This is a genomic window from Myroides sp. C1519 (assembly GCF_038039755.1).
Taxonomy (GTDB): Bacteria; Bacteroidota; Bacteroidia; order Flavobacteriales; family Flavobacteriaceae; genus Flavobacterium; species Flavobacterium phaeum_A.
The window spans coordinates 81,200-93,990 of record NZ_JBBPHM010000010.1 but is presented as its reverse complement, the minus strand read 5'-3'; the positions used below and the strand labels follow the sequence as shown (position 1 = coordinate 93,990).

The 12,791-nt window shown below is 33.1% G+C and carries 8 protein-coding genes; 5 read left to right on the top strand and 3 right to left on the bottom strand.

The features are described from left to right. Positions 1-108 precede the first annotated feature (108 nt). On the bottom strand, positions 109-1,266 hold the full coding sequence (dinB, locus tag AABL81_RS07575; RefSeq protein WP_341340715.1) for a DNA polymerase IV: 1,158 nt from the start codon (positions 1,264-1,266) through the stop codon (positions 109-111). An 83-nt stretch (positions 1,267-1,349) separates the two neighbouring features. Here dinB and AABL81_RS07570 point away from each other — a divergent pair, with 83 nt between their 5' ends. Further along, on the top strand, positions 1,350-2,117 hold the full coding sequence (locus AABL81_RS07570) for an XRE family transcriptional regulator (protein ID WP_341340714.1): 768 nt from the start codon (positions 1,350-1,352) through the stop codon (positions 2,115-2,117). A gap of 37 nt (positions 2,118-2,154) precedes the next feature. On the opposite strand, the gene AABL81_RS07565 is transcribed toward AABL81_RS07570, so the two are convergent. After that, on the bottom strand, positions 2,155-3,219 hold the full coding sequence (locus tag AABL81_RS07565; protein ID WP_158209134.1) for a 2,3-butanediol dehydrogenase: 1,065 nt from the start codon (positions 3,217-3,219) through the stop codon (positions 2,155-2,157). A gap of 266 nt (positions 3,220-3,485) precedes the next feature. Between AABL81_RS07565 and lgt the strand changes: the two genes are divergently transcribed. Together lgt and AABL81_RS07555 are read left to right on the top strand one after the other, a co-directional pair. Continuing rightward, entirely contained in the window at positions 3,486-4,343 is an 858-nt protein-coding gene (lgt, locus tag AABL81_RS07560; RefSeq protein ID WP_090410254.1) for a prolipoprotein diacylglyceryl transferase, read from the top strand. 28 nt (positions 4,344-4,371) lie between these two features. After that, positions 4,372-5,082, top strand: coding sequence for a hypothetical protein (locus tag AABL81_RS07555; RefSeq protein WP_341340713.1), 711 nt, complete (start codon positions 4,372-4,374; stop codon positions 5,080-5,082). A gap of 60 nt (positions 5,083-5,142) precedes the next feature. Here AABL81_RS07555 and AABL81_RS07550 read toward each other — a convergent pair whose 3' ends face one another. After that, entirely contained in the window at positions 5,143-6,090 is a 948-nt protein-coding gene (locus AABL81_RS07550; protein ID WP_158209131.1) for a Dyp-type peroxidase, read from the bottom strand. A gap of 711 nt (positions 6,091-6,801) precedes the next feature. Between AABL81_RS07550 and AABL81_RS07545 the strand changes: the two genes are divergently transcribed. Together AABL81_RS07545 and AABL81_RS07540 are read left to right on the top strand one after the other, a co-directional pair. Further along, the gene (locus tag AABL81_RS07545; protein ID WP_341340712.1) at positions 6,802-11,280 is read left to right on the top strand and encodes a hypothetical protein; all 4,479 of its coding nucleotides are present in this window, start codon (positions 6,802-6,804) and stop codon (positions 11,278-11,280) included. A 26-nt stretch (positions 11,281-11,306) separates the two neighbouring features. Continuing rightward, positions 11,307-11,852, top strand: coding sequence for a hypothetical protein (locus AABL81_RS07540; protein ID WP_233269287.1), 546 nt, complete (start codon positions 11,307-11,309; stop codon positions 11,850-11,852). The last annotated feature ends 939 nt before the right edge of the window (positions 11,853-12,791 follow it).

The window sequence follows — 12,791 nt, the reverse complement described above, 5'->3', positions numbered from 1 at the left end:
TTTATATTAGGTAGTTGAATTGTTCATTATTGAATAGGTGAAATGGGTTATTTAAAGCAGTAAACTATTAATAAGCGATAGATAGTTGCTTGTTTAATCACAGGTAAACTATTCGCTTTCTTTCTTTAAAAAAGCGCCATTACAACGGGTTACAGCATTTATACCATACCTTTTTTTCATTCTGTCCATTGCTTGATATAGCGCCATCAATTCTTGTGTATCTTCAAACAGGTTCATTTGATAGGTACCGCGTACTAATCCACTGAATTGAATACCAATTAAACGGAGTCGCATTCTTCGTTGGTATACTTTTTCAAACAAGTCAATAATGTACTTATTAAGCGTGTGGTCTGCTGAGGTATAAGCAATTCTCATTTGTTTTGTTTCCGTATCAAAATTAGCATAACGTATTTTAACCGTAACAATAGACGTTAGCCATTCTTCAGAGCGCAGTTGAAAAGCTAATTTCTCAACCATCCCTAACAGCAATGACTTGAGTAGGGGAATATCAATAGAATCTTGTTCAAAGGTGTGTTCGGTAGAGATAGACTTACGCTCTCTATAAGGTTCAACCATAGTGTAGTCAATCCCATTTGCCTTTTTCCACAAGTCCACACCATTTTTGCCTAACATCTGTTGTAGTATCTGTATTGGCATTTCTGAAAGTGTTTTGATATTGCGTATACCAATACGTGAAAGCGTGTTATAAGTAACTTCTCCCAGCATAGGTATTTTGCGAATTGAAAGCGGATTGAGAAAAGGTTGTACCTCTATAGGTTGAATTTGAATAGCTCCCAATGGTTTCGCCTCTCCTGTACCAATTTTAGAAACTGTTTTATTAACAGATAAAGCGTAACTAAGTGGTAAGCCAGTTTCTTTTTTAATCGTGTCTGCTAATTCATTTGTCCATTGATAGGTACCGAAAAACTTGTCCATTCCCGTTAGGTCAAGGTAAAACTCGTCTATACTTGCTTTTTCTACCACAGGGGCTTTTTCGGTTATAATTTCTGTAACTGTATGTGAAAGTTTAGAGTACAACGACATATCTCCTTTGATGACTTTTGCTTGTGGACATAATCGCATTGCCATTCGAATAGGCATAGCGGAACGCACACCAAAATAACGTGCTTCGTAAGAACAACTGGATACCACACCTCTGTCGCCACCGCCTATGATAATAGGAATATTGTTTAGGGAGGAGTTTAGTAAACGCTCACAAGAGACAAAGAAACTGTCTAAATCTAAATGTACAATTGCCCTTTCCATCTCAATTAGTTAAAAAATTATAAGACGAAATTACTATATATGTTAGCAAAGTTTATTATATTTGATGCTATAAATAATAGCAAATGTCTTTACTATCTGATAATATCCGTTATTTAAGAGCGCAGAAAGCAATGTCTCAGCAGAAAGTAGCTGATGAGTTGATGATTACTCGTGCGCGTTACTCAAAGTATGAAGAGGGTGCTTCAGAGCCACCTTTGGAAGTATTATTGCGTATTTCTCGTTTTTTTCACGTGAGTGTAGACTTGATGATTTCAGTTGACTTGCGCAAAGTACCTATGCAAGATTTATTGAAGTTGGAAGACAACCGTATTTTGTTGCCAATTATGGTTGATCCAACGGGGAATAACTTTATTGAGATTATTCCGCATAAAGCAAGAGCAGGGTATTTAACGGGGTATGCTGACCCTGAGTTTATTCAAAACTTAGAGCAGATATCTCTACCGTTTTTACGAGAAGGAAAGTATCGTGCGTTTCCAATTGAAGGGGATTCAATGCCTCCACATCAAGAGGGCTCGTTTATCATTGGTAGTTATATAGAGCGTTTACAGGATATAAGAAATGGGCATACTTATATTATTATTACCGCTAATGAAGGGGTAGTATATAAAAGAGTATATCGCATAGATGAAGAAACACTGGAGTTACATTCAGATAATACGTTTTATGAGCCTTATCAAATTAAGGCGTATGATGTAATTGAAATCTGGGAATATGCTTGTAGTATAGCAACGGAGGAGTTTAAACCAGAAGATTTAGTAGAACCAGATACCAAAGCTATGTTTCAAGAGATAAGACATATGCTGGGTGAGGTGATGAAAAAAGTAAAATAAAAAAAGGGCTAATCTTAATTGGATTAGCCCTTTTGTATTATTTATTGATATCAATTAAGATTTTAACTTCTGAAGGATTATTTACTAAGGCTTCAAATCCATTAGTTACAATCTCGTCTAAAGTAATTTTGTTTGTTACAAGTTTTTCAACGTCCATACGACCTGAGTCAATTAAAGAGATAACTTGAGGGAAGATGTTTCTGTATGCGATTACACCTTTTACAGTAATTTCTCTTAATACTTGGTCTAAAGCATCGTGTTGTACTGGTTTACCAAATAAAGCAACTAATACAGCAGTACCACCATTTCTTGTAGAAGCAATACCAGTGTTGTAAGAAGCTTGTACTCCAGCACAGTCTAAGAATACGTTTACTCCTAAACCATCAGTTAATTCTTTAATTTTAGCTGGAAGGTCTTTGTCCATTGCATTGAATACGTGAGTAGCTCCGATTTCTCTTGCTTTCTCTAAACGTTTTTCAGCAACGTCAGTTACGATTACATTAGATGCACCTGCTGCTAAAGCTGCTTGCGCACATAATAATCCAATTGGTCCTGCACCTGATACAAGTACTGATTGTCCTACTTTTAATCCACTTTGTAATACTGAATACACAGCTACTGCTGCAGGTTCTACTAATGCTCCTTGTTCGAAAGACATTGTATCTGGAATTTTGTGAATCATATAGTCTTCTACAACTACATATTTAGCAAAACCACCATTTCCTGCTAATCCGATAAATCCTAAGTGCTCTCCTAAGTTGTATTCTCCAGAAGTTACAAATGGGCTATCAAAGTTTTTATAAATAGGCTCGATCACTACGCGATCTCCTTTTTTTACATTGTGTACACCTTCACCAAGCTCTTCTACGATTCCAGAGAATTCGTGTCCAAGTGTTGTAACACCTTGGTGTCCGTTTAATGGGTAAGGTTGATCTACAGGGATAAGTTGAGGTCCGTGTACATATTCGTGTAAGTCAGAACCACATATTCCAGCATATTGAACAGCAATCTTTACTTGTCCTTTTTTAGGTGTTGGAACTTCTGTTTGTTCTACTCTAATATCTTTGGCTGCATACCAGCGTGCTGCTTTCATAGTGCTCATATATTCTTCTTTTAATAAGTTTATTTTTCTTTTATTATGTAATCCAAATATAAGGAAATGATACAGCATAATATATGACAAATGTCCTGTTTAGAAGTAAATGGTATAGTGATTAACTTAAATTAAGGAATTTAACACTCGTTTTTACATATTAAATAGCAATGTGATATTCTCTTGTTAGAATACTATATTTTATGGGTATTTAGGTAGTTCATTTTTTTTAAATGTAGTACTTTGCGTACCATTTTAGTATAAAAACGGAGACAATGAATCAAGCAATCATGCTATGGGATGCAAATCCTGAACTATTTTCTATTGCAGGTGTACCAGTAAGGTATTACGGAGTCTTATTTGCAGTAGGGTTAATCCTTGGGTATAATATTGTAAAACGCTTATTTCAAAAGGAGCGTATTCCTATTCAATATTTAGATACTTTACTTATATATATACTTGTTGGTACCGTAGTCGGTGCCCGATTAGGTCACTGTTTATTTTACGATTTTGCGTACTATTCACAGCATCCCTTAGAAGCAATTATTCCTTTTCAAAAAATAGGAGGTGCTTATCAGTATGTTGGTTTTATGGGCTTGGCAAGTCACGGTGGAGCGATAGGTGTTCTTTTGGCAATTTACTTGTATTGTCGAAAGTATAAAATTGGAATGTTTTGGTTGTTAGATCGCATTGCTATCGGGGTTCCTGTGGCAGGTGCTTTCATTCGATTTGGAAACTTTATGAATTCCGAAATTTACGGAAAACCAACGAATGGCAACTGGGGAGTTATATTTGCTAATGACGATATGATTCCAAGACACCCAACGCAACTATATGAAGCATTCGCTTATTTATTGACTTGTGTAATCTTGTACCTTGTTTATAAGAAAGTTAACTTAAAGACAAACGGCGTTATTTTTAGTTTGTTTCTTATTTTGATGTTTACAGCGCGTTTTGTGTTGGAGTTCTTTAAGGAAGATCAAGTTGCTTTTGAACAAGGAATGTTGTTTAATATGGGACAATGGTTAAGTGTTCCATTTATTGTATTTGGAGTATGGCTATTGGTGTTTCAAAAACAATTAGTTAAGATAACCGCTTATTCTCCTGTAAATTTAAAAGAGAAAGAGGCGTAAGCTTTATAAATTTAAAAGAGTTAGAAAGATGTTGTCAAATACAATTCACGCTTATTGGAGTTCTGTGATGATGGGCGGAAAAATAGTTTATATAGACGAATTATTCACGTTGGTAATTAATGCGCGTTTAGATGATTCTTACCGAATTATGATGGTAAAAATGCCTAATCAACACACATTAGCTGTGGTGTCTCCTGAAGTTGCTGAAAAGTTAGATTTGCTTGCTATTGGCGAGTTTTCTGAGACTATATTCCGTCAGTTAGTAGTTGTAAGTGGATTAGTAATGAATAGCCCTGTTGAGGTATTTTACTTTTCTGAAAATGAAAAGACAAGATTAGCGAAACAAACTATTTTAGGTGAAATAAAGCGATTGACGAAGGATGAGAATACTTGCATAGCTAATTTTAAAGCAAAGCTTTCTAAAGACACATTAAATACATCTGGCGTAAGTTTTGAAGATGAGTTTGTATTTGGTGCTTTTGAGAATGATGAGTTAGTCTGTGTGGCAAGTGGAAGTAAGTGGAGTACAAGTCCGTTTACGGATGTCCGTGTAATCACATTGGACACACATCTGGAGTTAGGAATGGCGACTGCTGTTGTTCGAAAGTTGAGTCAGTCTATCCTTTCTGAAGGAGGAGAACCGCAATTTCGTTGTCCTATAGCTAATGAGGCAGCTCTTGGTTTAACCGATGCGTTGGAATTAACAGCCTTTGGTCAGTTAGAAATAGTTGCTCAATAAAATTGAAGATATAAAAGAAAAGCCTCTACTAATTTTAAGTAGAGGCTTTTTTATGCTGTATTATTCAGCAGAATAATCGTCTAACATATCAAGAGAAGGCACAAAGTATAACGTACCTGTTTTAGCTGTACTAAAATCTAATATTCTATCGTAGTTTCCTACTGGATCACCGATAAACATATTCTCTAACATTTTCTTAGTTGTACTAAACGTACTTGCATAAGAAATGAAATAAGTACCTGCTTCACCTTTAGAAGGGTTAGCAAACGGCATATTTGCTCTTACAATTTTTAGTTCATTTCCATCTTCATCTTCAATAGCCGTTAATGACGAGTGAGAGTTAGAAGGTTTAACGTCTTCTTCCATTTCAATGTCAGTTGCTTTATATCTACCAATTACCTTTTCTTGGTCTTCTGTAGAAAGTTTGTTCCAGTTATTCATATTGTGAATATACTTTTGAACAAATAAATAACTACCACCATTATAAGCAGGGTCGTTATCGCGTACAACACCAAAGTAATCTCTATCGTCGTCAGTTGGGTTTTCAGTACCATCCACAAATCCGATAATAGATCTACCATCCCAATATCTAAATCCTTGTACTTCTTCTAAACAATCAGCAATCGGAATTAATATATCTGCTAAGGCAGCTGCCATATCAAAGCAAATAGCCGGATTAATAGCACTTAGGTGAAAGTGTAAGTCTCCTTCTGTAGAAACAGCAGTGTGTTTCTCGCCTTTGATCTCTTCAAAAGGTTTAAATTCTTTTGGAAGAGGAGTAGGTAAACCTAAGTCTAACCAAGCGTTGTAACCAACTCCCATAATGCAACTTGTTTTAGCATCTGGAATGCGGATTTTAAATGAATTGTTTAAGTTATTGACCAATCCACAAAGTTTTTCAAAAGCAGGTTTAATATTAGCACCTTGTTTAAACTTCCAAACTGAAAAAATGGTGTTCTTATTTGGATAATCAGTAACACTTTGCGGTTTATTCGTTTTGTTTTCCATTGAAATAAAATTGTTTTATCGGTTATACTTATTATAAACAAGATTTAGATAGCAAGCTTAGAAGCTTTAGGCAAGTAATACTCTTGTTTGTTGTAACTAAAGTATAAAAGTATTTATATTTTTTTGGCTATGCTATTTTTAGAGGGAATAATGTTGGTAAACTGTTGTGAGGTATGAGTTATTGGGATTAAAATATGATTATAAATAGATAATCAATGTTACACTTAAAAGTTTTTACATTTTTAAATCAATGTAAATGTTTGGTTCGTTTTGCGAATATTATCTTTTTTTATGTGTTAATGTTTTAATAATGAGATTTTTTAAAACACTTGTTTTATTAAGTAATATCTAAATAATTGTTTTTTAATGGGTTATTATTTTTGTTAATAAGAGATATGTTGTTGTTTTTTTAAATATTCGTGTGTAATTCTGTTTGTTTGTGAGTGTTTTTTTATGAAATAATGATGGTAATAATTAAGTGTTTTGTTTAAAAATATGTGTAAATGATAATTGTGATTAACGTGGCTAAACTATTTTTTGATAATATCGTAAAAATAAATTGGATTATTAAAATATTGAGATTAGATATTATATTTAAGTGAGGTCTGTTAGTTAAAAAGACGTAAATATTTATTATTCGTAATTAGTGAAGTTGCTGTTTGTTGAGAATATGAACGGAGGTATAATAAGAAAAAAATAATCCAGTTAGTTATGAGAAACATTTATACACTTGTATTTTTTTTATGTTCATTATGGATTACCGCTCAGAGTCCAGGAGGTATTTCTAATATTGATGTTGAGATTTGGTTAAAAGCTGATGCTCTAAATTCTAATGAGCAAGAAGAGGGCACTGCTGTACATCTATGGCAAGATTTATCTGGTAATAAAAGAGATTTTTGGGGGATTTTAGGAACTTTACCGCGATTTACAAAATCAGGAATGAACTATCATCCTGCTGTAGAGTTTTATTCAATTAACGAGGAAAAAGGTAGTGATGAAGATAAAAAACGAAAATTAGTCACACAATCTATTTTTAAGGTTGATGATAAAAAGTCATATTTTGTAATTTGGGTTTCAAAGATAGATAGAGATTTAAGTAAGGGTAAGGCAACTGTTTTTTCTTTAAATGCGTCAAGGGATAATAATTTCGGATGGGAGGGTAGTTTATGGGAAGAAATAGCTACTACAAGTGTTAATCATCAAAATGATGCGCTTGATTACGGGATTGGAATTTCAATAATTCCTAATAAGAAGAATGGAGCGAAGAATGAGTTTTATTTTAATGGATTAAGTAGTTTAAAAAACACAGCAGATAAGCAATTAAAATTATCTACTGATAAAAAGGGTGTTAGTGTACTTGGTAATTCTGACGATGGTAATTCAACTAATAATTCTTTTTTTGGAGAGATACAGGAGGTAATTGTCTTATCACGTACAAGTGGTGAAACTCTTTCTTCTACTGAATTAATACAATTAAATAGTTATTTAGCGATAAAATACGGTATTTCATTAGAATTATCGGGAGTACAACGTTTGTATATGTTATCAAATAATTTTATAGTTTATAATATTGATTCAAGTGGTTATACTTCTTTTAATAAAGATATTTTTGGTATTGCAAGGGATAATTTAAGTGGTTTGAATCAAAAACAATCAATAAATTCTAATAATCATTATATGACCGTTTATGTTGGAAATCTTGAAGACACAAATAATGAGAATGTATTTGAATTAGAAGATAAGACTGCTGTGATGTTTGGTGGTAATGGAGAAATTGGAGTTAAACCATATGAGTTTGGTCAAGGAACAAGGTTTATAAATTATGAGTTCGGTACAGTAATAGATCCTGTAACAGGAGTTATTAGAGAAGAGAAGGTTTCTTCAATCTATAAGTATCAATATAGAGCGAAGGTAAGTGGAAAGGAATCTTTTACAGTAAATATTGCTCCTAATTTAGGCGAATGGTTACTAATAAGTAAAGATGCGAAGTTTACACCATCTACTACTCGAATTTATAGAATAAAAGGAGGAAAGGTTGAAAATATACAAATTAATGATGGAGATTATATTGGTTTTGCTTACCACGTAAAAGCACCAGGAGGTGTTGTAGATGGTTTAAAAATGTGGTTAAATGCTTCAATCGCTAATACAATAACAGTTAATGGTTCTGGAGAAATTTTAAACTGGAGCGATTATGCAGGTTTTGGCACAAGTTATAAACGTAAGATTTCTAATAAATCATCAGCATTATATGTTGAAGCAGATGAGAGAACGAACTTTCACCCAACAGCATTATTTAGAAAATGGCAAGATTATTTAGTTACAGAGCGTGCTCCTTTTTCTGTAGCAGCTCCTGCTAATGTCGCTATTTACACAGTCGTAAATCACAGTTTTGCAAATGATAGGTCTTATTTTATAGGCTTTGGTTCTGATGTTGTAAATTCGAAAGCAAGAAGACCATCATTTGGTGTATATCAAAATAAAGAAAGTGGCTTTGGGCGAATAGGTTCAACGGCGTTGACCAATAGTACGAAGAGATTGTTTACACCTAAATCAACAACTATTGCAAGTTATCACTGGGCTATAGGAACAAATATAGCCTTTGAGTTTGATGCACATAGTGATATTGTACGACATACTTCTAAATATGTAGCAATGAATGAAAAAGGAATGCTTGGGTTAGCGAGTTCTTCAAAAACGTATTATTTAGATGGGGCAATGCCTGAAATTATTGCCTACGAAAGGGCATTAACCCAAATAGAAAAAAATAAAATTAATTCATATTTAGGATTGAAGTATGGAATTACAATAGATTTAGATAAGGAATCTATTAATACTAATTTTAATTATGTGTTTTCCAATAATGACCCCATTTGGTTTGGGAATGACCAAATTCATAAATCGTATCATAATAATGTAACTTCTGTATTGAGAGATGACAATGCAAGTTTATACAATAGGCAATCTAAGTCTACTGAATATGGAAGTATAGTACATATGGGAGTAGGAACTAAATTAGGTATGAAACCAAATTTAGGAAATATAATTCGCGATAAATCTGCACTTACTTGGGGGCATAATAATTTACCAATGACAGAGTATTCTTTTGCAGGTAATCAAGATGTTTGTGGTGCAATGGACTCTCGATTAAATGGAAGAATTTGGTTAGTAGATAATGAGAATTTTGACCAAAGTATATTGGTTAGTGCTTCAGGAGAATTATTTCCTTATAATGGAGCTGGCTATCAAGTTTTTTTATTAGTTGCAGATAGCGCAAGTAAGTTAAGTGCTAATAAATGGGATCAAATAGTACCAATGACTTTTGTGGATGATAAACATGTAGTAAATTATAAATTTAAAGAGAAGTATAGTTATTTTACTTTTGGTGCAAAAGGAATAGGTACTTGTGAAGGGTGTGATTTCCAAGGTATAAAGTCAATCGATTTCACAAAAAAGAATTGGAAACGAGGGGATAAGGGACCCAAAAACTTTAGTTTAGGAGACAATTTTAATGTAAATATAACTATTGAGGATCCAAGTAATAATTTAAAACCAAAATATCCAAGAGCATCTTCTAAAAAATCACTTAGAGAGAAAAAGAGTGGAAGTGGAGTTGTTACTACTAAAGTCGTATTTAAAACAGATAGAGGAGAAAAAACTGCTGCTGCTACTTCCTTTGAGTTATTTGATGTTGATCGCTCAGGTAAAGTACTTGATGATGTTCAAGTTATAGGTTATTGTAATGGAAGAACAATATATCCAAAGTTGACCTACACTTATAAAAAACCTGCTTTGAGTCGTTATACAATAAATAATATTGGTGGTGCCGTAGCTAAATCTCCTGGAGTGCCTGGGAATGGAAGTTCTGGGTATACTAATCTTCGAGGTAGGGTATTTGTTGATTTTGAAAAACCAGTTGAAGAGATACGTATCATTTATAAAACTGTAAGTACCGCTTCTTCTAATTCAAGCTCTTTTATAGGGATTGGTCCAATGGAGTTTTATTGTGTTGCACCACCTCCACCACCTAATGAGGATGGATTGATCTTTGTTAAACAAGGACCAACTGAAGCAAAGTTATGTGAAGTTGTGGATTATAAGTTTAGTGTTGTAAATACTAATTGTGCACCAAAAGAAGTTCTGTTTACAGATACTCTACCTGAAGGGATGGTATGGCTTAATGATTCGTTCTCAGCTGGAGATATTGAAGTCGGTGATGATAAAGTGTATGGATATGGAACAAGAACATTGGTTGTTTCGGGACTGATAGTACCTGGGGGAGGAAGTACTTATATGCTTAGAGCAAGTGCTGTTTTTGATGAAAATGCTAATCCTGGTATTTATAAAAATAGGGCTGCTTTGGATTATGAAAGATTAGGTAAAAAAGTAGAGTTATTAAGTCAAGATCGTCTAACAGGTAATGATTTTACAGAAACTAAGGTGTCTGATTCTCCAAGACCAAAACAGGTAGTTACTTCTTTTACTACAGATAAAAGTTGTTTTGCTTTATCAAAGGAAATAGAGTTCACTATTGAAATAGAGAATCCAAATGATATTGAACTAAAAGATATGTTCTTAGGGATAGATTATGATAGTAACTCTTTTAAGTTAGTGTCTGGAAGTTTAAAAACATCAAATGGTTTAAGATTGGGAAGTAATCAAGGGGAAGAAGGAAGTTTAGAATATGAAGATTTTACATTGCCTATTGGTAAGAGTTGGATAAAATATAAAGTTGTGGCTTCTGGTAATTTAACTGATTATGATAAGGATATTGTCACTAAAAAACCTATTAATGCAAGCTTTAGTTTTGAATTGAATAGTGAATCAGAAGACGAGTGTCTAAACTCTTCATTACTTTTTGCAAGCGGAGATATAGAATTGCCGTATTGTACGGTTTGTTATTACAAACCTGTTATAGGAGACAATGGGGATATTTTTGCTTCAGATGGGTTTATGGCATTGACTACTTTAAACAGACCTAATATGGATTGGATGGATAAACGTGGTAATGCTTTTGTAGTCTTAGAGTCTAATAATAAAGGATTGGTAATTACTCGTTTGACAACAAATCAGATATCTAAATTGGAAGCAAAAGAAGGAATGTTAGTATATGATACTACTGTTAATTGCATCAAGTTATATAATGGCAAGTCTTGGGGATGTGTCGAACAAGGCTGTGTTGATGAATAATATTTATAAATTTAAATAGAATAGCTATGTATCAAAAAATTAATAAGCAATCTATTATTATGATTTTCTTTTGTTGTTTCAGTTTTACTTCACTTTTTGCACAAACTGCAATAGGTAAAAATGAAGTGGAAGGAAAAGATGTTATTTTAGACTTTAAGGAAGATGATAATAGGGGGATGATTTTATCTTGGGTAAATAAAGATTCTGATGTTATTTCTCCAGTAGGAGGAACTATGATATATGATTCTAATGAAAAGAAGGTGAAATACTACAGAGCTGGCAATACAGCAGGTTGGGTGGATTTATCTATAAACCCAGGTACTGTTGATTTAAGTATTCACGAATCTTTAGCAGAGAATTATTCACCTACAATAATTGGAAAAGATTCTTCAACAGCTAAAGGGGTCTTAATTTTGGAAGCAACTGATAAAGCAATGGTGTTACCAAAGAGTAAGAGTCCTCATCTAAATATAAAAAGTCCAGCCTCTGGTACTATTGCATATGATACTATCTCAAAGATGTTATGTGTGTTTAATGGAGAGGAATGGTCTTTTTGGAAAGTCGAAGATTAAGTGTTTGTATTTGTTAATTAGCAAGGCCTATAAGTTTATACTTATAGGTTTTGTTTTTTATACTATAATAGATATTGAGAGATAAATAAAAGTAGGAAATATGGGGTTACTTAACGCTAATGGGGGGAATGCAAAAGAAACCATTGTAAAGTTCCTTATAATAAAAAAACCGATAACTTTCGTTATCGGTTTTCTTTGCGGAGAAAGAGGGTTAGCCTCTTTTACTTCGTATGCTTTATAAATAGGGATGTTCACTTTTTTGGATTGTGGTAAGCACCTTATTACGAAAGTTTTAAACTATGATTGGAATCGTTTGATTCAGTATCAAATATACTAATTAATAATTGACTTTGAGAGGAAAGAGAGTTTTTCTCTTAACCTGTCACTTTACTAATGTGATGTTAGTTGTAGTTATTGTTTTTGCTCTTTGACTATTTCTCCATTAACAGCTTCAATTTCACATCTATGTTCATCACTCCAAGGTGCTTCAAATTACAATCTGATTGTTCTTTTTTATATTCTTCAATAGTTATTTTTCTTCCTGATTTTACTCAAGGTAAAAATCAACTTTAACACTTGTTTTTAATATTGGAATTTCTATTTTAAGTGTCACCATATCATGACGATTCCAAGAACTTTTTTTAAGTTTTTTTCTGTTGATATAATTCTAACTAAAAATAGAATTTAATAATTTATCTTTAATTATTTAAATTTACTCAACAACTAAAAACAGCTTCATTCTCTGATAGAAAAAAAACAAGTAACGATTTGGCGCTTTGAGAAGAAGGGGATTTAGAAGTACTAAACTATCTAGCTACACAGAATTTGATAAGAAGCACAAAGCTTCATTAAAATACTGAACCTTTTTTTTTCAAACGTCTGTTATGCCTTCTCTTTTCTTTTTCTGGTTTAATGTTGTTATTTCGTATTAGTTTTGAT